Origin of the sequence: Photobacterium ganghwense (assembly GCF_017329545.1) — a bacterium.
In the GTDB taxonomy this organism is placed as follows: Bacteria; Pseudomonadota; Gammaproteobacteria; order Enterobacterales; family Vibrionaceae; genus Photobacterium; species Photobacterium ganghwense.
Genome location: NZ_CP071326.1, coordinates 251,625 through 276,660, shown reverse-complemented (window position 1 = coordinate 276,660; position 25,036 = coordinate 251,625). Strand labels below are relative to the sequence as shown.

The following is a 25,036-nucleotide window of genomic DNA, read 5'->3' as shown; positions in this document are numbered from 1 at the left end:
AAGAATGATCAACCGTCAATCACAACAATTGAACCCTCGGCTGATGAAGAGGAAGTACTAGTACTTCGGGTTGCCCTACCTCAGACTCGTTATTGACTGGCCATTTACTGACTGTGTGACACATTGCTGTGAGATATTGCTTTAACGTGCTGTTTTGACATATTGCATTGACTAATTTTCAGGCCTCTCCAATGAAGAAAATTCTGGCTTTAACACTCTTCTTTTCCGGTTTACTCTCTGGTTGTGGGGTGGCGCAAAAACAAGCACCTTTCAATGGTGCGGAAGCCTGGCAGGAGCTGGAACAAGCTTTGCGTCAGCATTACGCTTATCTGCATCGTTCCGATCTGGACACCGATGCACTCTTCCAAGAGTTCGGCGCCCGCGCCACAAAGGCGACGACCCCTCAAATGTTTGCTGATATCAGCCAGCAATTCCTGCGTCACTTTACCGATCCTCACCTAAATCTGGGTCCATACAACAGCGAAGATTACAGTGTGTATCCAACAGGTTCAGACATTTATGCCGAATTTGTCCCTACCTCCCAAGCAGAAAGCACAAACAAAAGCGATACGCTGAAGTTAATGGTGCTCGATGTAAAAGCCGGCTCGGCTGCAGACATCGCCGGAATCCTGCCTGGCCAGGAAGTATTAACCATTGATGGCTTATCAGTAAAACACGCGGTCGAAAAAGTGTTTGGTGAACACTTTGGTCAGCTCACCGCAGCGCAAGTCAATTATGGCGCAAATATCAGTCTGGGGGGCTTTCGTAATCAGCCTCGCCAACTCACCCTCCGGCGGGATCAGCATCAACAGGCACTAACACTGGCAGCAAGCTACGATGCCATCAACACCCTGAAAGATGGTGCGACTGTAACGGTCAGACAGTTTGGTGAAGTCGGCTATATTCGTTTCAATAACTCGCTGGGAAACAATGAAACACCGGATGCATTTAAGGCTGCGCTGAATCAGTTACCCGAATCAACATCACTGATCATCGATCTGCGCAATACCCCAAGCGGTGGAAACACCGGTGTGGCGGAACCGATCCTGGGCCACTTTGCACAGGCTAAATCGCCTTATCAACGTTATCAGGTACAACAGAAAGGAACGCCATACTCGCAGGCAACGATGCAGACCGCTTATGCGACACCCACAGCGCCAGCCTATCCTCATCCTTTTGTCGTTCTGGCTGGCCACTGGACTGGCAGCATGGGTGAAGGGATGACGATAGGACTGGACGCACTGGGAGCTAAAGCGGTGGTTGGTACGCCAATGGCTAAACTACTGGGTGGCATAAAAACGATTCAGCTAACGAAAAGCCAGACCTGGCTGGAAGTCGGGTTTGAGCGGCTGTATCACATCAACGGTATTTTTCGGGAAGATTACCGGCCCACGATACTGACTCAATCTGCCGACCGGGATCCGCAGGGGAATGATCCCGCCCTGACAGCAGCAATCAACATTCTTATGACATCCGGAACACTTAGCACGTCTGCTCTTCATTCAGAAATGCACTAAGCCGGGCTTGGCGTTAAACGTTTGGAGTAAAAATAAGAACCAGATAAAAAAATGGGCGCCTAAATAGCGCCCTAAAAGGAAGTTGTGTGCAAATTAAACGGTTGAACCTTTCATAACCTCACTCATGAGATCGCATCGGGGGTCACTGTCTGGACAGTGCACAGTTCAATCGCTCAACCTTTAAATAGCAACCGGCAGGCCAACAATTGAGACAGAAACTCAAAAAAGAAAAAAATCACAGTTTCCATGCCAAATATCCTAAAAGATTTCATCTTTACTCAATGTGTCCGCAATAATTCAGCATGAATCACTTATTCAATGACGATTTCATGAAGGCTAATAATAGTATTTAATCGTCATTGACTGGATTAACCCGCTAACTTGCACCAAAATAGTCCACCCAATCCCCATTTCAGATCGGCTTTCTTTCCGGAGAATACGTACATATGGCCTTTTTATCAGGCACCCTGAAATCAACTCTATTGGCAGCAAGCGTATTCATTGTAGCCGGTTACACCAATGGTTCTCAGGCCTTTGAATTAAGCCTGTCGCAAAGAAACCTACTGAATTACACCGATACTTACGGCAATATTACCCTTCGCCATGCCCCTGACGTCCGTCTGCCCGATCCCTTGACCGTTGAAGGCAACTTAAATCTGGAACAAAGTAAAATCACTCAGTTACCCCGTGCACTAACAGTGGAAGGGAATCTCAACCTCGCATACAGCCATGTTACTCAGCTGCCGCAAGACCTGAACGTGAGTGGTTACATTAACTTGGCCCACTCTAAAATCAGACGTTTGAACAATGGCCTGCGAGTAAATGGGGACTTGAGCCTCATGGGCACCTCCGTCACAGAGCTACCACCTTACTTGTATGTTGGAGGAAACCTCTATCTGGCTAATTCCGCGATTCAGTCGCTCCCCCCATTTCTGGTGGTCGGCGGCAATATATATCTAGGCGGACTGGCTATTCACGACATTCCTGACGGCGTCAAAGTCGGCGGTACCATTTACCAATAAAGACGAATACTTCTGTGGTGAACGGCATCACCTCTGACGAAGATGCTGGCCGCTTTATCAATTTCTCAATATTGAGAGAAACTCATTTATTAATATATGAGTTAGTAAATTAAAAAGGGTTATTCAGCAGAAATGGATTCGAGCTCATCAAGGCCGATAACTGGGGTAGCTATGGCTGTAACGAGATTAATACGCTAACAAATTTGCAGTAAGAGCGATTAATTAAGAGCTAGCAAGAAAAATAAACCAGAAAAAAGATATTGCCAGAAACACTGGATCACTGTGTGCTTCTGGCTTTTCACATATACCATTCAAAGCAAAGCTAGAGTTAGCTTCAGAATATTACTTTGACTTGGTTTTCAGACTGTTTGCCTGAGACTTATAGTAAAACCATTGACGGCGGTTTCTATTAGACATTTTACACCTCTCATTTTCCTAAACGAGTAAGGCTGATATTTCACAACTTTTATATAATACCGTGCTTACTCAACCAACATTTTTTACTTAACCAATTACCTGTGACATCCCTATGACAGTTTGGTAAAAGAAAAACGTCACAACTCTCTGATAAAAAATCCACTAGGTCACCAACATGAAAAGTTACAGGTGGTAGTGCTCAGGAGTATAAGGCTTGCGATCGTACAGAAGTGAATGGGTATGCTCCTTAATTGACGGATTAAGGAATCCTCTGCTTACGTTTGCACCTCTGTTCGATCAACAACAAAATTCAATATAAGAGGCTAATTCTCATTTTGCAATACTATTTTTGCAATTTTTTTGTGATTCACATCACCTAATAAATGTAACAACGCATGAATTTCAAGATTAAGCCTCTGAATTTGAACAACGATCACACTGAAAGCCTGGTGAAAAAACATTCAACGCCTATCAGTTTTTTCTGTCTTGCCTTTGCCTTTGCCTTTGCCTTTGCCTTTGCCTTTGCCAAAAATCAAAATCACAATTAAAACACAAATGCAACATCTTATTGACACAATTGTGATCAATGATATGATGGCATGATGGTTTGCCAGAGGTGGTTGCTATGGGTATTCACACTATAACACTTGAACAAACCGCAAAAGCGCCGAAGAAACTCCTGTTTCAGCTCCTTTCTGATCATCAAAATCTGGGGCGTTTCTTCGATGGCAAGTATCGTCTGATCAAAGCCGGAAAACCCGAACAGAACGGGATCGGCGCTGTCAGAGAAGTCGATAGCGGACCTTTCACCATTCAGGAACAGATTATTGATTACAAGGAAAATGAGCACTTACACTATAAAATCATCCAGGGCGTCCCGGTCAATGAACACGGCGGCTGGATAAAATTCACCAGTCTGAACGCAGACCAAAGTCTGATCCATTACCGTATTAAGTTTTCTCCCAAATTTATGGGTACAGGCTGGATCCTACGCTATCTGTTTGAAGTTAAATTAAAAAAAGCATTAAGCAACGTAGCTGAATACAGTGAAACGACCTGGAATAAAGAGTAGCTGTTCCCGTGTCCTGACTTTATTGCATCATATTTATGTACCAAATCTTTCATATTCATCCGTTATTTTGATCTAGGCACTGGTCAAGCGCCTCCGTTAACGATTTACTACAGAACGGTTCGATACTGGATGAGGATTTTGATGATGCAACAACCGTTACTGACAACTTCCCGCCTGATTTTGCGCCCGTTTCAGCTTTCGGATGCAAATAAGGTACAAAAACTGGCCGGTGATGAACGTATCGCCAATGGTACGATCAATATTCCTCATCCATACGCCGATGGTATGGCAGGTCAGTGGATTGGAAAGTTACTGGCGGAATGGAACAACGGGCAGTCAGCAATTTATGCCATCACACTAAAAAGCACCCTGGAATTAGTGGGCTGTATTGGCTTGCGCAATATCTGTGACGGAAAAGCTCAGCTCGGCTATTGGATTGGCGTTCCCTACTGGGGCAATGGGTATTGCACCGAGGCAGCCGAACGAATCAGCGAATTTGGCTTTAAACGCTTAAAGCTCCATACGATTTACGGGCAGCACTTTAGCCGCGAGCAAAATCCGGGCAAGGTGATGAAAAAAATTGGGATGGCCCATGTGATGACTAAACCTGACGCTGTCCGGGTCAACATGATCACAGAAGATGTGGAATATTACGAAAAAAAGTGCCCGGAAACGGAAGCGGTGAGTTAAATTCACCGCTTATCTCTGACCCTTAACGTTCTAATGTCGACTGCTCAGTGCTGCACCAAGCAACCTGTTGACCTTCACTGCTCAAACACATAGTTCTAAGCGAACGCGGCCAGCCCATTCATGAACAACGTCAAATGAAGTACAGCGCCTGTTGAGGCCCCGAGGGATATAGCCATAAACCATATAGCCCTGAGCCCTGAGCCCTGAGCCCTGAGTCCTATAGTCCTATAGTCCTTAACAATAGATGAGCCTGACTCATAGAAACGAGGTTATTGAGAGTTGATTGCTCGTAATGCAGGTTATCAATGCAACATGCCCCATATAGGAATGAAATAACAGCGGCCAGACAACGTCAGTTTCATAATAAGAAGGCAAATTGGGCACTCTGATATGCATTATTTTATAAATTCATGAACAGAATAGGCCAACTTGGATAACAAAATCCGCTAAATCACGTTTCAGTGTAATTAATCTCTACTTTATTTGAATTTATTATAATCTTATTTCCCTTTTTTATTAATTACTTAATCAATATCACTACGAATTGTGCCACTTCTATCAGTGACATATAGCTATACTGTGATAGAGAAAGATCTGCTTATAAGTGATCTTCTTGATATCAAATGACGTTATACAATTTGTTATTAAGCGATGTTATCAATCGAAAAAACTGTAAATTGTTATATAAGCGTTTGATTAGTATTAGATTAAGCAAATAATGATAATCTTGTTGAAATAAATTATTCGATGGCAGGTCTTATAATGTGATTGTGGACTGTATGCACTCATAACTATATGCAGATACAACAATGAGCAAGCCACTGATAATGAGGTGAAGATTATGTCTAGCTTAAAAGTAATTACTGCTAGTGCTGTACTGATAATGTCATCATCTGCGATGGCGGATATTCGTGTAGCGGATACTCAAAATGGTGCATGGGTAACAGTGACAGAAAATGGTCAACCTGCTGCCAATGCCAGTGTGAGCGTCGCAAACGTCCCTCAACAACGTAAAATGTACAAAACTGATGAGAACGGTAGGGTATTCATTCCATTATCACTACAAAGCTCTCGTTCAGTGAAGTACAAAGCAACAACTGAAGACGGTAAACAGTCTTCACGCTTTGCTTTCCATTCGACCAATAATAAATAGTATGAATTAGTTAGTCAGGCCCTCTACGAGGGCCTTTCTTATGTTTCAACGGTTTAACGTTCACTACGGCGACTCAAATCGCGTGCAAGGACAAATGCCAACCCCAGCATTTGCAGAAACAACGCCAAATTTCGCATCCGTGATATTGACGCCATTTGCTCCCCGTACTCCGCAGTCAGTTCCAGGTTATCCAGATACAGTTGGTCAATTCTTTCTCGCTGGCTGTCCTGATACTCATTCAGAGCGGCCATCAGCTCTGGGACGTGGGCGGTTGTCAGCTCGGCGGGCAAGTCGGACAACCAGTAAGTGAGCGTATGTGTCAGTTGCTGTTGTACTTCAGACGGTAAAGGTTGTCCGGCCAACTCACTGGCCGTAACCAATGCCAATACCAATTCTCGTTTTCTTTCTACTGTTTCGATCTGCGTCCAGATAAGAGTAATAAGCTTTTCATGAGTTTGCTGTTGCTGAATCAAGCCATTCGCCTGCCGAGTCGCATCATCAATATAAAAATTGGTCAGTAGCGCGGATATAATATTGAGTAACAACCCAAATCCAACCAGCAACCAGGTCGGAACACGCCCTCTCCTGACACGACGCCCCCTGTCGATAGTCCGATTTGCCATTTGTCCCTCATATCAGTGATGCCTTATTGCCTGCGGCTGTTAGTTGCTTGTTCTGGCGGCCAGCTATGATTGCTCACGGCACACCTCAACGCAGTTTCGCTCACCTGTTCATTACTATCACCTATCCAGAACCTAATTAAAGTATGGCAGAAGTCATCGGTAGCAAGCTTAAGTGCGTATAAACAAAAAGCGGTTGTCATCACCCATTTTCATAGATGAAACAAAACCTTATTGGTTAACCCTATAAACTCTGTCTATCTTTAAAGTTCAGGGTTCGAATGAGAAGGAAGTAGAACAACATGGAATCTAACCGACAGTATGCAACACGAACAGTGCCCCTGACGGGCCAGGATCCCAACGCCAAACGGCACGCCATTAAAAACGCCTTCAATCAAACCTGGCAACTCTATGAATCTCTGTTTGATGTTATGAATAACGATCAGGCATACTTCATCAAAGCAGAACCATTACGTCATCCCCTCATTTTTTACTTTGGCCACACCGCCACGTTTTACATCAACAAACTCAAACTCGCCAAACTGATCGATGAGCGTGTTAACGAACATTTCGAATCCATGTTCGCTATCGGCGTAGATGAAATGTCATGGGACGACCTTGATGAGAATAATTATGACTGGCCGACAGTCGACGCCGTAAGGCACTACCGACAACAAGTCAATGCCCTGATCAACCAGCTCATTGATACTATGCCCTTACAACTACCGATTACCCCGCATTGCCCGGCGTGGGTAATACTGATGGGTATTGAGCATGAAAGAATTCATCTGGAAACCTCATCCGTTATTATTCGTCAGCTGCCGTTGTCTGAGGTCACCCCCCACCCTGAGTGGTCCCCTTGTGACGCCACAGGCAGGGCTCCGAGCAACTGTTTACTGTCGGTATCAGGCGGTCACATCAGCCTTGGTAAATCGGATGCCGAACCAACCTACGGCTGGGACAATGAATATGGCCAGCAAAGTTTTCATGTTGAAGATTTCAAAGCCTCTAAGTATTTGGTGTCGAATCAGGAATATCTGGAGTTTATTAATGCAGAAGGCTACCGCCATACGCGATTCTGGAACGAAGAAGGAAAAGCGTGGCTCGCCTACACCAAAGCCACCATGCCGCGTTTTTGGCGCTATCATGACGGCCAATGGCTGCAACGCAACCTCACCGAAGAAATCCCGTTGCCATTGAACTGGCCGGTGGAAGTCAATCAACTGGAGGCCAAGGCGTTCTGTAACTGGAAAGCAGAGCAAACTCAACGCAATATCCGGTTACTGACAGAAGCGGAATGGTATTTATTGCGCCACAATATAGAAACTGATTCACCTGACTGGGACGAGCCGCCGGGTAACATTGAGTTGAGCTACTTTGCCTCTTCCTGCCCGGTTGACCGCTTCGAACATGAGGGCTTTTGCGACATAGTCGGCAATGTGTGGCAATGGACAGAAACCTGTATTGACGGATTCCCCGGCTTTCAGGTCCATCCGCTCTACGACGATTTCTCCACCCCCACCTTTGACGGCCAGCATAATCTGATCAAAGGAGGCTCGTGGATTTCAACCGGCAATGAGTCCATAAAATGGTCACGCTACGCCTTCCGCCGCCACTTTTACCAGCACGCCGGTTTCCGCTACGTAGAGTCCCGTCAGGCACCAGAAACGATGGCCTCGCTCAACATTTATGAAACTGATGAGCTGATTTCCCAATATCTGGAATTCCATTACGGTGCCGAGTATTTTTCAGTGCCTAATTTCTGCGTTAACGGCGTGAAGCAATGCTTACAGGAAATTCAGCTAAGCCATACCGCCAGGGCCCTAGACATCGGCTGCTCCGTCGGACGCGCGTCCTTTGAATTAGCCCGGACCTTTAAACACGTCGATGCTATTGATTTCTCTGCCCGTTTTATTCAGCAGGCTTACTCCCTCACCGAGCAGGGCGAAAAACGCTACACTATCAAAACGGAAGGGGAACTGGTCGAGTTCAAAAGCATCACCCTTGAGGATCTGGGGTACACATCCATCGCCGATAAGATCAATTTTGTGCAGGGCGATGCCTGTAACCTCAAACCACAATTCACCGGATATGACCTTGTCTATGCTTCTAATCTGGTTGACCGGTTGGGAGATCCGAAACAGTTTTTATCTACCATCCACCAGCGAATCAATGATGGCGGTTATCTGGTCATCGCTTCACCTTACACCTGGCTAAGCGAGTACACGCCAAAAGAAAAATGGCTGGGCGGATTCAAAGTTCATGGGGAGAACTTTACGACGCTGGATGGCCTGACTGAAACGCTGATCCCACACTTCGAGCTGATTGCGGTAAAAGAAATCCCGTTCGTGATTCGCGAAACTAAACGGAAATTTCAGCATACGGTGTCGGAAATGACCATCTGGCGCAAGCGAGAGGGAAACAGCTAGCCCAATATCGTCACTGAAGAGTTATCAGGCTTGCATAAAGACAGCCAAAAGGCTCTGTGGTACTGTACGGCTTCGTTGTCGTACTGTATCGCAGAGTAAATTGTGAAAACCCCTTGTGTCGCTAAATGCAAAAATAATGAAGGTATCTGTAGCGGATGCCACCGTACCATGAGTGAACTAACGGCCTGGCGTGAAATGGGTGACGAACAGCAAGAACAGCGTATTGACGAAATTCAAGGCAACTGCTCAACCCACCGCTGCAGCCAGTGTGGTGAACCTGCGTACTGCGACATCAGTGCCGGAAAAAGTACCTGTTGGTGTTTCGAGCTAACCAAGCGAGATACGTCTGGTATTGCACCTGGTCTTTGTCTGTGCCGAAAATGCCTTGAGAAACTGCCTTTGCTTTAATCCTGACTCCGATTCATAGATCCATTTAACAGCTTTGGCTTCGAATCAACGTTCAAGTAATGCCACCCCTCGACGGCTGGCTTTTTACTCCATCGCCACGTTTAATTGATCTATGCACATTGTCGCCTAGTAATACTGTCACCTATAATCCCCCGCTTGAATTGGAAATGCCGGTATTCATATGGTTTCTCTTCGCTCCATGATTGTCTTGCTGCTTACGACCAGTTTTGCTGCATCAGGCTCTCCCCTGAATCAGGGCAACAACGTGCTACCTGATAATGAAAAAATATGCCTCGAGTCCGTGGAGGCTCTGCTTGGTCAACAGCAGATACTGTTTAGTGATCGCCATGCTGATCCAGAGGTTCGCCGTCATGCTGAACGGACAATTGATGCCAGCCGGGATGCTTATGCCAGACACGGCAGTTATTGCGATGCACAGAAGGCCCTGCAAGCACACAGTCAAGAAAGTGACACTCGTTCCAAACCCGGTGAAATCAGCGTGTTCCGAAGCCAACAAAGTTAACTTCCAGCCTAATAGTTAAGATTCTGATTCGAACGACAAAGTGCTACTATTATACAAAACCGCCGACCGTCAAATGTCTGACTGTACGGACAAATCCGTCTAAGGTGATGTATATGAAAAAATGGCTCATCCCTTTCAGCGTCGTTCCTTTCTTAGTGATGGGCTGCGACACTGAAATGAAACAGGGATTTTCGGAACAAAAACTGCAACAAAGCTGGGTGCTCACCAAAGTAGACGGTAAAGCAATTACAATTACTGAACCCCGAACCGTACCGGGCATGTCGATTGATGCCAACTTGAAAGTCTCCGGATTCAGTGGCTGTAACCGCTTTTTTGGTCAGGCTGAAGTGAAAGAAGGGAATAAGTTTCGCCTGACGGGGATGGGGTCTACCAAAATGGCCTGCATTCAGGAAGACCAGGCAAAAGTGGAATCCGTCATGACCAAATCCCTGCAAAGCTGGAATAACGCTGCGCTGGAAAACAATATTCTTACGCTCACTTCAGAACAGCATATCCTGACATTCATGCCGGAAAATGTTGTTGAGGAAAAGGCGACGCAGTAACGTCCTAATTTTTCATTCTTATTCAGACACGCAGCCATTTTGGCTGCGTGCTGCTTTTGGAAAACTGACCACCATGAAACTAACCAAACGACAGGCAAAAGCGGTCAATCATGCCCTCACCCACTGGGAATCCGAAGGGATGATTCAGGCCGACCAAGCCAGTGAATTACGACAAAGTTACGAAGTTGTCGGCTTTGACTGGAAACTGCTGGCTGTCTACTCATTCTGGATTGCCATTACCTGCTTTATTATTTCCATCGCCGTTTTACTGGCTGATGACTATCTCATGGAGCTGCTGGCCAAAATTATTGATACCCCTGCCAGCGTACTCGCTGTCATCAGCGCAATACTGGCGGCTCTGGCATTCCGCCTTGGATTTCAGCGCCGCCAGCGTTTTCCGGACAAAGCCATCAGTAATGAGGCAATTTACTTTTTTGGCGTATTACTCAGCGCCGTGTCTGTGGGCTTTCTGCGCGAAACCTCGCTCTTGGAATCACTCCATATAGTCTGGTTCCTGCTCATTCTGACAGTACTGTATGCAGCACTTGCTCTACGCCTCAGCAGTATGTTGATCTGGATGTTTGCTTTGCTGGGGTTCGCTGCCTGGGGGCTGGAACTCATCAGCCTTCTGGCTGAACCCGGTGGCTACTTTCTTGGACTGAACCTGCCTTGCTGGATGATTGTGATAGCCCTTATCGTACTCGGTGGTTCAAAGTGGCTGGGCCGCTTATCTCAATATGTGACTCTGTACGAACCAACACGCTTTGTGGGCCTGTTGTACCTGTTGTCGGCACTGTGGCTAGTGTCTATCTTCGGTAATTACGAAAATGCAGCCGAGTGGTCACAGGTTTCTCAGCTGCGTATGCTGCCATGGGCTTTCCTGTCGGGAGTGGTTTGCGTCGCGCTGCTGGTCTTTGGCATTCGTCAGGAAGATAAACTGGCGCGGGGCTTTGGGATCACCTTCTTACTGATTAACCTTTATACCCGCTACTTCGAGTACTTCTGGGATGCCATGCACAAGACCTTGTTTTTTGCCATTTTGGCACTCAGCTTCTGGGTCATTGGCTCTCAAGCCGAAAACTTATGGCAGCTCAGCCGTCGCGGTGAAAACCGTTCTGCGGATTAACTGACCACGAAAAACGCGGCAGCCTTATCGGCTGCCGCGTTCCGTTAATACCCTCTTCCATACCCGCACAGCCAAATCATCGATCCGGCTTTGGTACCAGGCTCCGTCTTAGGCCTGATGACTAAGCAGGTAGGCATCCGCCTCATCTTTCCCCATGTAACGACCCAGCGTTTTAGCAGGCACATTACGTAAGTCCACGACAATCAGGCCGTCCAGGGCATCATTAAAATCAGGGTCAACGTTAAAGCACACCAGCTTTCCGTTCAGTCCCAGATATTGACGCAACAACACCGGCACTCCTTTTCCGCCGTCCAAGCGTCCAATCACCCGTGACAGCAGTTGGATATCCGCCAGAGCCGCCAGCATGTCCGGTTGCCAAAATGTATCGGCACCTTTGTCCAAAGGGTTGCTCGGCGCCACCAGTTTGGCATTGGCCGTGTCATAGTGGTGAAACGCCATACTGTCAGCCAGGAGATGACGCGCTTCCGGGCTGTAGTCGTTGCTGATACTTACCGGCCCGAACAGATGAGTGTAACCCGGGTGACGGGAAACAAACGTGGCAATCCCTTTCCACAACAGCATCAGCGCACTCAGGCTTTTCTGGTACTCACCGGCAATCACCGAACGCCCCAGCTCAATAGACTGCCCCATCTGACGAATAAATCGCTCATCGTATCGGAACAGTGTACGGGAGTAGAGCCCGTTGATTCCCTGCTTGGCGAAAATTTGATCCACCAGCCCCAAGCGGTATGCTCCAACCAGGCATTTTGCTTCAGAATCCCAGACAAACAGGTGATGATAGGCAGCATCAAACTCGTCAATATCCGTCGCTTTTCCGGTACCTTCACCAACAGCCCGAAAGTTAATTTCCCGTAGCCGTCCAAGTTCGGCCATTACCGCTGGGATCCGATCTGCGGTGGCGCAATATACCTCAAACGCACCGGAAGAGAGCAAGTGCTCACTGGCCGTTAACTGTTTGATATCGTTTTCGAGATCCGAGACAGACATAGGTGCAACAACCGGTTCTTTCTCGCCCGCGTCCAATATTGTCTCTGCCCGAAGATTGGCTTTTTTAAGCTGGCACCCCAGCAAATAAGTATTCAGGCGCAGATAATTCACCAGCTGACGTTCTTCCAGCCCTTTTATTTCGCCGTACCCAATGTTCTCTCCAATCGCCAGATTAATCTGCCGGTCACGTTTGTTGAGCAACTCACGCCCCAGCATCAGAGTACGCAGCAACGGGTGAATTCGCCCCGCCATGTAAAAACGGTGACTGTTACGACCATCAATGTACACCGGCACCGTTACGGCCTTATTTTTACAAATCAGACGGCTAACCGAATGGCTCCAGGTTTTATCTGTAATCTGCCGGGTCGCCTTGTCATAACCGGACACTTCACCGGCAGGAAACATCAGCAACAATCCACCTTCCGCCAGATGGCGATTGGCTTCCCGCAGGGCGCGGATATTAGCCTTGATCGCTTTTTCCCCTTCGAATACGTCCACACCGATAAACAGCTCATCCAACTCCGGCACCGTTTTCAGATACTGGTTAGCCAGAATTTTTACGTCATGGCGGACCGCTCGCAGAATCTCTGCCAGTATCACGCCTTCGACACACCCGAGCGGATGATTTGCCACCACTACCGTCGGGCCGCTTTGTGGAATATGCTGAATATTACCTTGCTGCACCTGATACTGAATGCCAAGCACATCCAGGGTAAAGCGCAAGAACGCCGACACATCCCCACCTGCGGGGCGATTGGCATAGAACTTATTCAGTGTTTTCAGGCCTGTTGCCCACTCAGCAACATGCTCTCCCATTCCAAACGGGGTTTTCCTTGGCAATCGAAAAGGGCTCGCTATGTCCATAATGTTTCCTGCAAAACCTAACCTGTTGTGGGAAAAATTATGAGAGTTCGACATGACTGATCTGTGTCACTTTTACGGCAGAACAATGAGAGAAAAAAGACGGTTTAATGAAAGCGACATCCTGCTCCGGCAGGATATGAAATTAGGGTATGCCCCGGATAGCTGCTATCATCAGCAAAAATAACGGAGAAAAAGACAATGAAATCAAAACGCTTTCTTGCCGCTCTGCTGGCCGCCGCAGCGTTGTTGGCTGGCTGTTCCGATGATGAAGTGGGCGACGTCAGCCTGGGTATGTTTACCTTGAAAGATAAACCTATGTTTACCAACACTATAACACAACAATTTTAACTGATGAAATCAATGTATGATATAATGTCATAAGTCACATAAATACAAGGACATACAAATGAATAATATGCTAAAAGTGGTATTGGTCACTGCTCTTCTAGCTGGGTGCTCTGATAGCGAAGTTGGTGACGTATCACTTGGCGTTTTCACCTTAAAGGACATAAAGGTATCGAATTTAGATGATGAAAAGATCCCAGGGGTGACTTGTCACATTGCTTCTATTGAGGCCGATTTTAGCCTTTCTGACCCTAGTGACAGTTCTATATCTTGTCGTCAAACGGGTGATATTACTCCTGAGATGATTGCAACTATCGACAAAAGTAAATCTGGTGAGGTTGTATTCAAACAATCGAAAAGTATTTTCTTCAAATCGATGAAAGTAAGGCGTATTTATGATGCGGATAACCAAACATTACTCTACCTCTCATACACCACTAAAGAGACTGATGGTAGTTTCAAGCATAGCCTTTCTACTGTACCACTTTGGGGAACTGCTGCTTATGTTGAACCAGTTAAAGCAAATAGTGCCAATTAACCACCGAGCACGTCTGACTATTTGTAATAGTTTATTCAACATCCCCAATGTATACGCTCATGTACGACTGTAAGTACGAATGCCTTCGCTAATCGTATATATCAACAACACCAAACTTGGCCATCTAACCAAAGTTACCGATGGCCGAATGCAATTTTGCTACGACGAGAAGTGGCTGGCACAGTCGGACGCGAACCCTATTTCGATATCTCTTCCACTTCAAATCCAACCGCACAGAGGTGACCATGTAGCAAATTACTTTGAAAATCTATTGCCTGACTTAACTTCAGTACGCCGAAACATCCAGAATCGCTATCAGACCACTTCAACACACGTGTTTGACTTATTACACGCAATCGGTCGAGACTGTGTAGGCTCATTATCATTAGTGCCTGAAACTGAAATTGTGGATAGTTTAGCTCCATCCATGTTGGAGCCACTTCCAATTGACTGCTTACACGACATATTATCTGCACATAAGCATGACATCCCACTTGGAATGCTCAATGAGCTAAGTAATTTTCGTATCACAGTATCTGGTGCTCAAGAGAAAACCACACTGTTGAAGATGAAGAATAATTGGTATTTACCTAACTGCAATTATCCCAGCACTCATATTCTCAAGTTCCCAATCGGTTTTATTCAGCAACCATTCGCGACGCTAAACATGACTGAGAGCGTTGAAAATGAGTACTTCTGTATCAAACTAGCAGAAGCAGTGGGCTTTAAAGTGCCTCACGTGGAGATATTAGACTTTAATAATGTGAAATCTTTAGCTGTTGAACGATTTGACCGAGTTTGGTCTACAAGTGAAAGTGTCCCTATAAGGTTAACTCAAGAAGATATGAGCCAGGCAATGTCTTTACCGACCAACTTGAAATATCAGAGTGACGGAGGAATCGGTATTACAGAAATAATGCAGCTATTGAACGGTTCAACAAACGCACAAAAAGACCGTGATGACTTTATGCGCTTTCAAGTTTTTCAGTGGTTAATTGGTGCGACTGACGGTCATGCAAAAAACTTTTCAATTTTTATTGAGGCCAATGGTGCTTATAGACTAACCCCCTTCTACGACATTATGTCAGCCTTCCCCGCATCAAGTGGCAGAGGCATTAACACACGTAAACTAAAACTAGCGATGGCTCTCAAATCCACTTCAAGCGGCAATAAGTGGCATTTAGAAAAAATCTATCCGCGTCACTTTATTGCAACAGCAGAAACTGTTGGTTTCTGCACAGTTCGAATGCAAGAGATACTTGACGAGTTTGTTGTCACATTTCCTAACGCCATTGAACAAGTAGTTAACCTGCTACCTAACGGCTTTCCTGCTCAAATCATAGATTCCATTGCCAGCAATTCGCTTAGAATCCTTGGTAAAATAAAACTCTAGCCGATCAGGGGATAGCGGTTTTGGCAAAAAATGAGTTGGACAAACCTGATCTAGCTACAACCAGCTAGCTCGAAGATGTCGGATAGGCGACACCTGTTACCAGATGCCGCCCTCCTAAGATGTATGGACTCCCTTTCCTCAGGGAGCTACGGTTGAAGTTGACCAAAACCTAACCAAGAGTCCATACAATGCAAAAATATAACGTTATAGCGATTGATTTGGCAAAAAATGTCTTTCAGGTTTGTAAATTAAGCCCACAAGGAAAAGTTATATACAATCGCGAAATTAGCAGAACGAAGCTCAAAGAACTTCTAATTAAAGAGAAGCTTTCATTAGTGGCCATGGAATCGTGTTCAAGTGCTCATTATTGGGCGAGATATGCAAAAACCGCTGGTCATCAAGTCAAAGTGATCAATGCTCGTGCGGTTAAGGGATTTCAAACAAAACAAAAAACAGATAAGAACGATGCTCTTGCTATTGCCACCGCAGCATCACTTGAGCATATCTATAGTATTCGAGTTCAATCTGTGGATGAGCAAGCAATGCAATCAATGGAACGAGCCAGAAATTTAGCTCTCACGCACCAGATAGCTCAAAGTAATCATATTCGTGGATTACTGTCAGAATTTGGGATCATTCTTCCCCAAGGATTAACTTCGTTAAGAGAAGGGATTCCATTTGTTCTTGAAGATGCACAAAATGGATTACCTGATCGGTTCAGAGCCGTACTTCTTCGGTTGTGGGAACATTTGCTTGTTCAGATAGATCATCTGGATGATCTGACTAAACAGCTAGAGATAGCAATTAAAGATAATGATGTGTGTCAAAAGCTAATGAAACTTGAAGGTGTTGGTCCTTTAGGGGCTTTAGGTCTTGCCCTGCGATTAGGGAAAGGCGAGAACTTCTCAAGTGGAAGAAGTGCCTCAGCCAGCATAGGCTTAACACCAAAACAGCATAGTTCTGGCGGTAAAGAACGTATTGGGCATATATCAAAGAAAAGTGCCGACATGCGACTCCGTTCAACTCTTTTTCAAGGAGCGCTTTCGGTCGTTAGCCTGGTAGTGAATCGCCCAGCTAGAACAAATAAAGAACAATGGTTAAAAGCTTTAGTAGAGAGACGTGGGAAGAAAGTTGCTGCGATTGCGTTAGCAAATAAAACCGTGCGAACAGCTTACGCTCTTTTAAAGAATGACTCAGTGTACCAGCTAGAAAAATTAGCTTGATATACCGAGCATAATCAACATAGAACTATGGTAAAACAGGTAAGACCGACCAATAGAAGCTAGTTGGGTTCTAAGGCACAATGATGCCGTTCCTAAGACTTAGCCTATTGGTGCGACTACATTTTAGGGCGAGGTAGCTCCTCAAGAAAGCCCGTATATAAGAGCGCATCTATACTTGTTTTTATTTTGTTTTTTGTTGATTTTCCGAGGGAGTCCATATAAGAACCGTACGTGCAACTTTCACTGCATACGGCTCAAGCCTCCACTAAGGCGTTATTGTTACCCAGCAACTCACAAAGCAGTGGCGACAGGATCAAACCATGAGTTACGACCTGTATTTTTCACCTTACGTTCATTGAGAAAACCTTCCCAAAAAGGATCGAACAGGGTCGCTTGACTCATGATTTTTTACATGTCGCTTGATTGGCACTTGACCGATTTGAAACAGTCGGATCACGCCCTACAGTCCATCCTTTTTAAACCAGCCATGGAAAATCCATTGCCCTTGATAGTTTAGAAAGTACTTGTGTGCGATCCATTTACGTCCCTTGTTTGGGTGACGCCTGACTGACCATCGCCATAACGCTAGAAACATCTGATGACCAACATAGCCGAAGGTTTGTTTAGCAACACAGTGGCGATAGTAATTCGCCCATCCTCGTAGCTTTGGATTCATCATCTTAATGAGATCGGCTACTGGGATTGTTGCGTGTTTTCTAATGAGGTCACGCATGTTTCGTAAGAATGATATTGCTCGCTCTACCGCTTACTATCAGCCCATCGGACTCTCTGCTGAGGAGATCACGTTACGACGTATGATTGACGAAATTCATCTGCAGTATCCGTTTATGGGCAGTCGGCGCATTCGAACTGAGCTGGCTAAAAAGGGCCATAGCGTTAATCGTAAGCGTGTTGTTCGACTCATGCGCGATATGGGGATTGGGGCGATTTATCCCAAGCCCAAAACGACGCTGGCTAACAAAGCACACAAGGTGTATCCCTACCTGTTGCGTGATATCGAAGTCACTTACCCAAACCAAGCTTGGGCGATTGATATCACGTACATCCCGATGGCGAAGGGATTCCTGTACCTCGTTGCGATTATCGACTGGTATAGCCGCAAAGTGCTGGCTTGGCGACTATCCAACACCATGGACACGAGTTTTTGTATCGAAGCGCTTGAGGAAGCGCTGAAGCATTATGGGCCACCTGATATCTTTAACTCAGATCAAGGCAGCCAGTTTACCAGCACAGAGTTCACACAGAAGTTAATTGAACATGACATACGTATAAGCATGGACGGGAAAGGCCGCTGGGTTGACAATGTTTTCATTGAGCGATTATGGCGAAGCCTGAAATATGAGGAGGTTTACTTAAAGGCTTATACCACGCCCCGTGAAGCCGAGCTTGAAATCGGCAACTACATGGTGTTTTATAATGAAGAGCGTAACCATCAAGGACTGAATAACCTCACTCCTGATGAGGCCTACTTCGGTAGGCAAAGATACGCAGCATGAGCTGGGTCAACCACTTAAGAAATGAGCTTATGTGTCCAACCAGCGGGGTCCACTTCTATAACACCGACGACGCCGTTGCGATAATTACAGGAACTACATCATGTAAAAAGTTAGACAGGATAAGCCTTAGAGCGAGATTACAGGGCAAGTCTCGTGTAACCGACCCATCGATCTAGGATTTTAGTTTAGTATAATTAAATTTTTTAATCTATTCGCGTACTCTAAATTGAGCCAAGGTTCCTGTATTAGCTCCCATTGAACAGATGATTCAAGCTTGAAGTTAAGAACCCCTAAAATAACTCTTTCAATGAGTATCGTTAGATGTAAAGTTGCAACTGCCAATCCTTGATGGTCAACATTATGATTACCTTCATGTGCTAAGTGATTTCTAATATTAAGCAATCCACTTTTTCCTCGGATTGACCAAAGATCTTCTTTAAAAACTCGATGTTTAGATAAAAAATTATCGATTGAGTCAGCAGCAGAAGTTTTTTTAATGTCTGAAGTTAGGTTCATTAGCATTTGGTATACTTCATGGTCGACTTTTTTATGTGGCTTTGCCGCTTCTTTTATTAATTGAATGGATTTTGACCTTGTTTTATCTAGCTCTAATGTAAGGCTCAGTTTTTTAGCATAAGACTCCAAAGCTGTGAATAAGGCCATATATTTAGCATCATCTCTACGTTGCACTGATGAACAAAGATCAAAGCTAAGTTTATGTACCATATCCTGCTCTGATTCTTCCAATCCATAATAATTCGATAAACCTATATTGATCATTTTTTCTAGCTCATCAACTTTACGGCTCACTAAATAAGATCGAGGCTCATATAAAGCATAATTAGTCTGTATCGCATTTAGTGGATACTTCCAGTGTCTAATATATTCATTTCCCGTTTGATGTTCCCAACCTAAAACCAATACTCTTTGGCGTGAAACAAAAGACAATATATCAAGTAAGGGCTGGATTATATTAATGATAGATTTAGGGCTAGTATTAGGTCTGCAATATTCAACTTCTAGCCTATAGCCATGTAACTTTAATGAGCCACTATCATTAAGCATTGCGGATTCAATACTATATTTTTGTAAAACAATTTCGCCAAGAGTTGGGTGACTGAACATAGCTATTTGGCCAATGCCATTTAGACCATCTTCCAAACGTAATGTATTAAAATATTCAGTATCAGATATGTAAATTGAAAAGCTATAATCAGACGACTTAAGAGGCATTTCTATAGTCAAACTTTTTATATGACTCAGACCTACTGGGGTTGAACCAAGTTTTCTTTTTAAAAGGGTATCGGTAGTTAAGCTTCGGTAATGAACATCTTCTAAAGTAATTATTTCAGTCCCTTGAAGAGTTTTAATCTGCCAAGGAGTCTTGAGGTTCGGTATAGGCATTGTCTCATTTGGAATTCCAACTCGGACCTCTGCAGGCTGACCAAAAAGCAAGGGTAATGTAACAGAGCAATCAACCATAATCGATTTACCATCTTGATCAGTAAGTTTTGCGTCTGCTGATATTTTCTTTCTATAACAATCCAAGTTATTCACTTCCTCTGTTAGCTACTAATATGCTCAAGGTATAACATAATGTAACATTGATTGATGCTCACCAGATACCTACAAATCCTTCCTCAAAGCACCAAAAACAACGAGCGTTATACCCACTGTTTTCAGTTCTACCCGTGACTAACTCCACTAACCAACGCAGCCACATTAGTACTTGCCTATATCAACGATGTGCGTAATGAGTCGAAGTTTTAGGACTCTGATGCCCTAACAAATACTGAACATTGAATAGCCACCGAGTCAGTAGAAACTTAGTAGTACTACTGAAATCTGTGTGCAGCTGGACGCTTATTTGAACATTGCTAACTGACTGACCGAAACACACAATGGGGCAAAGGCGTGTTTACCGAGAACTGTACCAGTACATCCTTGGGCAGAGAGCAGTTTCGGATAAGCGAATATTCACAAACTATAAATTAACTTAAATACAGAAAAATCAAGTCATTGTTCTGGTTATGTGGTGGTAGTAAACTCCTACACCACTATGCAACTTGTAGTCATGCATTGCACTCCGAATGCAGCTTTGTAAGACACTTAAATCTGACTACGGGGTCATGCTTAAACTAAAAATTAATCATAAAAAGATGATATTAAAAACGAACTTCATTGGAAAACTACTTGGTGTTGAGTCATTCTCAATCGAAAACAACGCAATCTATAAAAACACGAAGGATGGACGTTCTTAGTACCCTTTACTAAATTCCCAATCCTTTGCCGTGCTTGAAAAGTCATTCCTTGGCTCAAAGATAAGCCTTAAAGTTGGTGGGCAATCAATAAAAATCAAATATCTGGCAAAAAATGGGGCTGAAGAGTTCCTCGACCAGATTAACAACAGTATCGCACAGCAAGTTATTGATTACATTAAGCCTATTTTCTCAGAGTTTAGTAATAGTGTCATGAAGCACTATCCAAGGGACTCTTGGATTGAACAAATTACAGACGTGTGTCAAAGCTTGAATGATAGTTATCAAGCACAACCTGATAAATGGAAGCGATATCTTCCCGATGAGCACATCATTAGAATCGAGGAAATCATCAGTTTTCATCCCGTTAATGCTGCTAAAATTCGAGCGCATCATGAGGCATATCAGCTTTCCCAGCGTCAGGAATTCTTCGATGTAGTCGAATCTAATCCATTAACCCAGGAGCAACGTCTTGGTGTTCTGCGTTCAAATGATCGCAACATGGTCTTAGCCGCGGCTGGTACGGGCAAAACATCGGTAATGGTAGCAAAGGCACTAGATCTCATCGATAGAGGACTGGCAAAGCCTTCCGAAATATTGGTCTTGGCCTACAACCGAGCTGCCGCTGAAGAGCTTAAAGAGCGCCTCGCAGACAAAGCTACTAAAGGAAATATTTCTCTAGACTCATCACCTCACATCTCGACATTCCACGCCCTCGGTCGTCATCTACTTCGTGAAGCTGGCATACCGACACACATGAGTATCTTTACTGAGGATAGCTTTGCCTTACAACAGTGGGTAACAAGTTGGATACACTCATATATCAGTGAAGACCCTACCCGCATCTTTGATCTTATTGAATTATCCAAACCCATACTGTTGTTGACCAATCGCAAGTTTTCCTGCTAGATGATAAGGTCGGAAAGCAAGATGGTGTCTACGACAGAGTTGAAGAGGTCGTAAAAAAAATTAGGGCCAATGATGTCAATGGCAGCATTGCCATAATTGCGCGATACAACTATTTGCTCAGCGACACAAGAACGGCTTTATCAAAGGCCCAATTAACTGACAACGTCTACTTTTGGAGTTTCCACAAATCCAAAGGGCTTGAAGCTGACTATTGTGTTCTGATTGGTTTCTTCCAAGGTAAGAGTGGATTCCCGAACGAAAACCGAGATGACGCAATAATCGAAGCTCTACTACCATCATTAGACTCCTATCCACACTCTGAGGAACGCAGGCTACTCTATGTTGGTATTACCCGAGCGAAGAAAAAATGCTACATCATTGCGAACCCCTCGGCACCATCAGACTTTATAACAGAGTTGTTAGCTCCCAAATATGAGCTAAACATTGCTTCCACTGCCTTTCAAGAGCAATACCGAAGGATTTTCAAATGTCCAAACTGCGAAGATGGATATTTAAGGCTTATTCAAGGTAAGTTTAGTGAATTTTACTCGTGTAGTTCTGGTCTCGGCTGTGATGTAGGTAAGGCGCGAGTATGTAGTAAATGCAGAGCACCTTCTATCGACACAAGAGATGCAAGTATCTGTAATAACCCAGCCTGCAACAACAAACTAAAAATATGTAACAAATGTGGGCGTCCAATGAAAAAACGTCAAGGGAATTTTGGTGAATTTTGGGGATGCTCAGGTTACGGTATAAAAAACGACCAATGCACAAATACATCTAAATTTTAAAACCGAAAGGATTTGCTCGGGAGCAAAAGCTCCATAATGCAAGGCCAAGGCCTTGCATTATGGATGCGAAACCTGCGGACTCAACCTAACCCAAATACTTTTTCTTGGTTTAATAAAATAATTAATCTAATGCGCATTTACATCAAAGCGACATTCATCGCACATAAGCTTTATAATACTTTGCATAAGCCGTTAGTATTTTTAGGTACAAATCTGGCCACTATCTAGAAGAACCGTCTAGCTCAAAACTCACAAAGGGGCAAAAGTGCGTTGCAGTTATTAAATGGGGAAGTGTTTTTCCTCATACTCTTCAACCAATGCAGCGAGCCTTTCAAGCTCATCACCTTCAGGGGTGCTAGGTTCGGCTGCATCAAACAGTGATTGCTCTTTGCTATGGCGTATCGAGGAGCTGCCATTTTCCCTCAATAAACATAGCTGCGATGTTACAAGCCCACTTCCCGAATGCCCAAACTGCGGTAATTATGCGCGGCCTGCTATCCACATGTTCAATGATGCTCAAGGAATGGCGTGCGTACAAGCCTTCAATGGGATAGATTTGACGACTGGCAATATTCAATCGAAGCGAAGCATTTAATCGTTGTAGAAATTGGCGCAGGGCAAGCTATACCCACTGTTCGAATACAATCAGAAAAGCTTGGTGTGCCGATCATACGTATCAACACTGCCATCGAAGATGCTTATGTCGAAAATGGAGTGTCTCTGCCAGTAAGCGCCCTAGAAGCCCTCGAAGGAATCCAGAGACATTTAGTAAAACGCGCCCCCCAATATGCCTCAGCTGTTTGAAACAGTTCGCCATCTCGAACTAGAGGGCACCCATGAGACCTGCTTACTGGCGACTGGTCAAATTTCCTTACCCAACTTACTACCCCAAGTTAGTTATCTTCATTTTATGCTTTTCACCACAGTTATAACCATCCCAGGCAATCACTTCGAAAACGTTTGAAATGGTTTGACTAAGGTGGTTAAAGTCATGCCTTGCAGCATGACAAATACAAATGTAACGCTTCTAGATAAGTTTATAGTTAATGGCTTTATGAAAGTGGGGGCTGCCATTATCTACGTTTTCTAATTTCATACCGCAATACGGGCAATGAATGATGTTAAAGGCAGTTTGCCACAGCAACTCCCCGACTTCATTAAGTTCATGACTCAGTTCCAAATCCATTTCTGATGCAGATTCAGAAATAAACAAAAACCATTGCTCATTCGTCGTGTAGTGATCTGTGTAGTACACTTGAACATCTGACGGAAGATTTTCACAGTGATGTCGCTTTGCCATTAGGCTTCCCCATTTTTAAAAAAAGCAAAAAGATTCAGTTTCTCTCACACGTGCGATTTCTTTCGATTTCCAACGATTACAACCATAAAGCCCAGGAACTCGATTACCCTTCTTATCTACGCTTGTAAAATCAATTGTAGAAGCTTTGCTCTCTGAACGATTTGTTCTAGAGTGACAATGTTCATTAAATCTTTTGCCAAAATGAGATCTTCTAAGTTTGAGTGTGCTATTCTGTTCTTCGACGGTCAATTTATTTGCTTTTAGCATAGCTTCCTCGTCTGAGATCTCATCGTTATCAAAAGTTTTTAAATCATTTTTATACTGTTTGTTCGAAACATTTAAATTTGGATTTTCATATACGTACTTGCTGCGATTAGTTAAAAGCATTTAAATTCCTGCATCGTTGTTTAAATTGACATTACTAAACCACATTTAAATGAGGTTGTAAATATATAAAATGAAATATAAACAAAGTTTATAATATTTAATTATTAATTACTTTCACACTTTTTAAAACTGTTTTAAAATTGACATTCTATGAACGTAACAGCCTATGAGAACAAAACGATGACACTTACAGAAAAGCAACAAGCAGCAATGGAAATATTTAATAGTCGCAATAATATCAGAGGCTTAGATCTAACTCTAAGTGAGCTAGAGACGCTCCGAGATAGAATAAGCTTCATTATTGAAGAACTTAGCAATGAGCAAGAGTTGAAGAATGTAGAAGCAGCGATACAAGCTTTACGTCTTGTTAATGTTGAAATTCCAGACGAATTATCAAATAAAAAAAAGGCATTAAGTGGCTCAAAGCCACACTTGGCCACTCAACGCAAAAAAGCACCAGCTGCTAGATTTCAAATTGGCGATCTATTTTTTGAAGAAAGATCACAAGGAAAACCATCTCGTGAATTGGCGGCAGCAATTCAAAACTATAATAATGAACACGGAACTAGTTTAAAAAAGAAAGACTTTAAAACTGATGACGCTGTAGAGAAAGTTGATTAAACCGAGTTAGATTTTAATAGATTGCAAACTAAGTCTATAGTTAAACTGATTTAGTTTGCAGACTAATCAAGCATTTAAGATTAGATAGTAATCTATTAAAAAATTAATAGCCCTGTCCACTTTACAATCGTCTTTCTGACTCGTAGAGTCAGTTAATAGCATGCTAGCGCATGCAAATAACGAGTATTGCAACATTAACTTCATATGGGACATAGGATTTAATTTATTATATAATATAAACATAATCCTATGTCCCCTAGAATATTAATATAACTACATAATTAATAAGTTCATTTTCTATTTCTAACTATCGATAGAGATTAATCACTCTCTTTTATCACC

At 43.9% G+C, this 25,036-nt stretch carries 23 protein-coding genes and 2 pseudogenes; 19 read left to right on the top strand and 6 right to left on the bottom strand.

The genetic code is table 11. From position 1 onward, the window contains the following. Positions 1 to 191 precede the first annotated feature (191 nt). The 5 genes from FH974_RS17190 (at position 192) to FH974_RS17170 (ending at position 5,871) form a co-directional block, all read left to right on the top strand. Positions 192 to 1,517, top strand: coding sequence for a S41 family peptidase (locus tag FH974_RS17190; protein WP_047884786.1), 1,326 nt, complete (start codon positions 192 to 194; stop codon positions 1,515 to 1,517). A 446-nt stretch (positions 1,518 to 1,963) separates the two neighbouring features. Continuing rightward, positions 1,964 to 2,539: a hypothetical protein gene (locus tag FH974_RS17185; protein ID WP_242551946.1), complete on the top strand. Its 576-nt coding sequence runs from the start codon at positions 1,964 to 1,966 to the stop codon at positions 2,537 to 2,539. Positions 2,540 to 3,581: 1,042 nt separating this feature from the next. Continuing rightward, positions 3,582 to 4,028, top strand: coding sequence for an SRPBCC family protein (locus FH974_RS17180; protein WP_047887725.1), 447 nt, complete (start codon positions 3,582 to 3,584; stop codon positions 4,026 to 4,028). A 144-nt stretch (positions 4,029 to 4,172) separates the two neighbouring features. After that, a complete protein-coding gene (locus FH974_RS17175; RefSeq protein WP_242551945.1) occupies positions 4,173 to 4,718 on the top strand; it encodes a GNAT family N-acetyltransferase in 546 nt (181 codons plus the stop codon). An 841-nt stretch (positions 4,719 to 5,559) separates the two neighbouring features. Continuing rightward, entirely contained in the window at positions 5,560 to 5,871 is a 312-nt protein-coding gene (locus tag FH974_RS17170) for a hypothetical protein (protein WP_047887723.1), read from the top strand. A gap of 53 nt (positions 5,872 to 5,924) precedes the next feature. On the opposite strand, the gene FH974_RS17165 is transcribed toward FH974_RS17170, so the two are convergent. Then, positions 5,925 to 6,494: a hypothetical protein gene (locus FH974_RS17165; RefSeq protein WP_047887722.1), complete on the bottom strand. Its 570-nt coding sequence runs from the start codon at positions 6,492 to 6,494 to the stop codon at positions 5,925 to 5,927. Positions 6,495 to 6,793: 299 nt separating this feature from the next. Between FH974_RS17165 and ovoA the strand changes: the two genes are divergently transcribed. From ovoA to FH974_RS17140, 5 genes are all read left to right on the top strand, one after another. Next, positions 6,794 to 8,920: a 5-histidylcysteine sulfoxide synthase gene (ovoA, locus tag FH974_RS17160; protein ID WP_047887721.1), complete on the top strand. Its 2,127-nt coding sequence runs from the start codon at positions 6,794 to 6,796 to the stop codon at positions 8,918 to 8,920. A 102-nt stretch (positions 8,921 to 9,022) separates the two neighbouring features. Next, entirely contained in the window at positions 9,023 to 9,328 is a 306-nt protein-coding gene (locus FH974_RS17155) for a DUF1289 domain-containing protein (protein ID WP_047887720.1), read from the top strand. A gap of 181 nt (positions 9,329 to 9,509) precedes the next feature. Continuing rightward, a complete protein-coding gene (locus FH974_RS17150) occupies positions 9,510 to 9,851 on the top strand; it encodes a hypothetical protein (protein ID WP_146149676.1) in 342 nt (113 codons plus the stop codon). 113 nt (positions 9,852 to 9,964) lie between these two features. Further along, a complete protein-coding gene (locus tag FH974_RS17145; RefSeq protein WP_047887719.1) occupies positions 9,965 to 10,414 on the top strand; it encodes an META domain-containing protein in 450 nt (149 codons plus the stop codon). Positions 10,415 to 10,487: 73 nt separating this feature from the next. Beyond that, positions 10,488 to 11,540, top strand: coding sequence for a hypothetical protein (locus FH974_RS17140; protein WP_047887718.1), 1,053 nt, complete (start codon positions 10,488 to 10,490; stop codon positions 11,538 to 11,540). 108 nt (positions 11,541 to 11,648) lie between these two features. On the opposite strand, the gene FH974_RS17135 is transcribed toward FH974_RS17140, so the two are convergent. Further along, entirely contained in the window at positions 11,649 to 13,412 is a 1,764-nt protein-coding gene (locus FH974_RS17135; RefSeq protein ID WP_047887717.1) for a lysophospholipid acyltransferase family protein, read from the bottom strand. A gap of 198 nt (positions 13,413 to 13,610) precedes the next feature. On the opposite strand from FH974_RS17135, the gene FH974_RS17130 reads away from it, so the two are divergent. The 4 genes from FH974_RS17130 to FH974_RS17115 all read left to right on the top strand — a co-directional run bounded on the left by FH974_RS17130 (position 13,611) and on the right by FH974_RS17115 (position 16,911). Then, the gene (locus FH974_RS17130; RefSeq protein WP_207104277.1) at positions 13,611 to 13,760 is read left to right on the top strand and encodes a hypothetical protein; all 150 of its coding nucleotides are present in this window, start codon (positions 13,611 to 13,613) and stop codon (positions 13,758 to 13,760) included. Between the two features lie 58 nt (positions 13,761 to 13,818). Further along, complete coding sequence (locus tag FH974_RS17125) at positions 13,819 to 14,295, top strand: CreA family protein (RefSeq protein ID WP_061898004.1); 477 nt, start codon at positions 13,819 to 13,821, stop codon at positions 14,293 to 14,295. 79 nt (positions 14,296 to 14,374) lie between these two features. Continuing rightward, the gene (locus FH974_RS17120) at positions 14,375 to 15,688 is read left to right on the top strand and encodes a type II toxin-antitoxin system HipA family toxin (protein ID WP_158108812.1); all 1,314 of its coding nucleotides are present in this window, start codon (positions 14,375 to 14,377) and stop codon (positions 15,686 to 15,688) included. 188 nt (positions 15,689 to 15,876) lie between these two features. Continuing rightward, positions 15,877 to 16,911, top strand: a complete 1,035-nt coding sequence (locus FH974_RS17115) for an IS110 family RNA-guided transposase (RefSeq protein ID WP_031858084.1) — start codon at positions 15,877 to 15,879, stop codon at positions 16,909 to 16,911. A gap of 291 nt (positions 16,912 to 17,202) precedes the next feature. Here FH974_RS17115 and FH974_RS17110 read toward each other — a convergent pair. Then, positions 17,203 to 17,662: pseudogene (locus FH974_RS17110) on the bottom strand (group II intron maturase-specific domain-containing protein); the annotation flags it as partial. On the opposite strand from FH974_RS17110, the pseudogene FH974_RS17105 reads away from it, so the two are divergent. After that, a pseudogene (locus FH974_RS17105) lies at positions 17,658 to 18,428 on the top strand (IS3-like element ISVpa4 family transposase); the annotation flags it as partial. The pseudogenes FH974_RS17110 and FH974_RS17105 sit on opposite strands and share 5 nt — an antisense overlap. Before the next feature lie 180 nt (positions 18,429 to 18,608). On the opposite strand, the gene FH974_RS17100 reads toward FH974_RS17105, so the two are convergent. After that, positions 18,609 to 19,985, bottom strand: a complete 1,377-nt coding sequence (locus FH974_RS17100) for a hypothetical protein (RefSeq protein WP_158108813.1) — start codon at positions 19,983 to 19,985, stop codon at positions 18,609 to 18,611. A gap of 734 nt (positions 19,986 to 20,719) precedes the next feature. Between FH974_RS17100 and FH974_RS17095 the strand changes: the two genes are divergently transcribed. From FH974_RS17095 to FH974_RS17085, 3 genes are all read left to right on the top strand, one after another. Beyond that, a complete protein-coding gene (locus tag FH974_RS17095) occupies positions 20,720 to 21,595 on the top strand; it encodes a UvrD-helicase domain-containing protein (protein ID WP_207103972.1) in 876 nt (291 codons plus the stop codon). After that, positions 21,547 to 22,386 carry a 3'-5' exonuclease gene (locus FH974_RS26455; RefSeq protein ID WP_422894372.1) on the top strand — a complete coding sequence of 280 codons (840 nt, stop codon included), beginning with the start codon at positions 21,547 to 21,549 and terminating at the stop codon, positions 22,384 to 22,386. The genes FH974_RS17095 and FH974_RS26455 overlap by 49 nt, the downstream gene beginning before the upstream one ends. 528 nt (positions 22,387 to 22,914) lie before the next feature. Beyond that, positions 22,915 to 23,190, top strand: a complete 276-nt coding sequence (locus FH974_RS17085; RefSeq protein WP_242011104.1) for a hypothetical protein — start codon at positions 22,915 to 22,917, stop codon at positions 23,188 to 23,190. Between the two features lie 223 nt (positions 23,191 to 23,413). Here FH974_RS17085 and FH974_RS17080 read toward each other — a convergent pair whose 3' ends face one another. Next, positions 23,414 to 23,686 (bottom strand): hypothetical protein, encoded by a 273-nt coding sequence (locus FH974_RS17080; protein WP_207103971.1) that lies wholly within the window; start codon positions 23,684 to 23,686, stop codon positions 23,414 to 23,416. Between the two features lie 15 nt (positions 23,687 to 23,701). Continuing rightward, positions 23,702 to 24,073 carry a hypothetical protein gene (locus tag FH974_RS17075; RefSeq protein ID WP_207103970.1) on the bottom strand — a complete coding sequence of 124 codons (372 nt, stop codon included), beginning with the start codon at positions 24,071 to 24,073 and terminating at the stop codon, positions 23,702 to 23,704. A gap of 180 nt (positions 24,074 to 24,253) precedes the next feature. Here FH974_RS17075 and FH974_RS17070 point away from each other — a divergent pair, with 180 nt between their 5' ends. Then, positions 24,254 to 24,694 (top strand): hypothetical protein, encoded by a 441-nt coding sequence (locus FH974_RS17070; protein WP_207103969.1) that lies wholly within the window; start codon positions 24,254 to 24,256, stop codon positions 24,692 to 24,694. The last annotated feature ends 342 nt before the right edge of the window (positions 24,695 to 25,036 follow it).

What these genes read in the sequence shown, in the direction of transcription:
- FH974_RS17070 (WP_207103969.1), top strand. Translation starts at nt 24,254, where the DNA reads ATGACACTTACAGAAAAGCAACAAGCAGCAATGGAAATATTTAATAGT.
- FH974_RS17135 (WP_047887717.1), bottom strand. Translation starts at nt 13,412, where the DNA reads ATGGACATAGCGAGCCCTTTTCGATTGCCAAGGAAAACCCCGTTTGGA.
- FH974_RS17165 (WP_047887722.1), bottom strand. Translation starts at nt 6,494, where the DNA reads ATGGCAAATCGGACTATCGACAGGGGGCGTCGTGTCAGGAGAGGGCGT.
- FH974_RS17190 (WP_047884786.1), top strand. Translation starts at nt 192, where the DNA reads ATGAAGAAAATTCTGGCTTTAACACTCTTCTTTTCCGGTTTACTCTCT.
- FH974_RS17140 (WP_047887718.1), top strand. Translation starts at nt 10,488, where the DNA reads ATGAAACTAACCAAACGACAGGCAAAAGCGGTCAATCATGCCCTCACC.
- FH974_RS17145 (WP_047887719.1), top strand. Translation starts at nt 9,965, where the DNA reads ATGAAAAAATGGCTCATCCCTTTCAGCGTCGTTCCTTTCTTAGTGATG.
- FH974_RS17125 (WP_061898004.1), top strand. Translation starts at nt 13,819, where the DNA reads ATGAATAATATGCTAAAAGTGGTATTGGTCACTGCTCTTCTAGCTGGG.
- FH974_RS17130 (WP_207104277.1), top strand. Translation starts at nt 13,611, where the DNA reads ATGAAATCAAAACGCTTTCTTGCCGCTCTGCTGGCCGCCGCAGCGTTG.
- FH974_RS17120 (WP_158108812.1), top strand. Translation starts at nt 14,375, where the DNA reads ATGCCTTCGCTAATCGTATATATCAACAACACCAAACTTGGCCATCTA.
- ovoA (WP_047887721.1), top strand. Translation starts at nt 6,794, where the DNA reads ATGGAATCTAACCGACAGTATGCAACACGAACAGTGCCCCTGACGGGC.
- FH974_RS17185 (WP_242551946.1), top strand. Translation starts at nt 1,964, where the DNA reads ATGGCCTTTTTATCAGGCACCCTGAAATCAACTCTATTGGCAGCAAGC.
- FH974_RS17170 (WP_047887723.1), top strand. Translation starts at nt 5,560, where the DNA reads ATGTCTAGCTTAAAAGTAATTACTGCTAGTGCTGTACTGATAATGTCA.
- FH974_RS17175 (WP_242551945.1), top strand. Translation starts at nt 4,173, where the DNA reads ATGCAACAACCGTTACTGACAACTTCCCGCCTGATTTTGCGCCCGTTT.
- FH974_RS17180 (WP_047887725.1), top strand. Translation starts at nt 3,582, where the DNA reads ATGGGTATTCACACTATAACACTTGAACAAACCGCAAAAGCGCCGAAG.
- FH974_RS17080 (WP_207103971.1), bottom strand. Translation starts at nt 23,686, where the DNA reads ATGGCAAAGCGACATCACTGTGAAAATCTTCCGTCAGATGTTCAAGTG.
- FH974_RS17075 (WP_207103970.1), bottom strand. Translation starts at nt 24,073, where the DNA reads ATGCTTTTAACTAATCGCAGCAAGTACGTATATGAAAATCCAAATTTA.
- FH974_RS17150 (WP_146149676.1), top strand. Translation starts at nt 9,510, where the DNA reads ATGGTTTCTCTTCGCTCCATGATTGTCTTGCTGCTTACGACCAGTTTT.
- FH974_RS17115 (WP_031858084.1), top strand. Translation starts at nt 15,877, where the DNA reads ATGCAAAAATATAACGTTATAGCGATTGATTTGGCAAAAAATGTCTTT.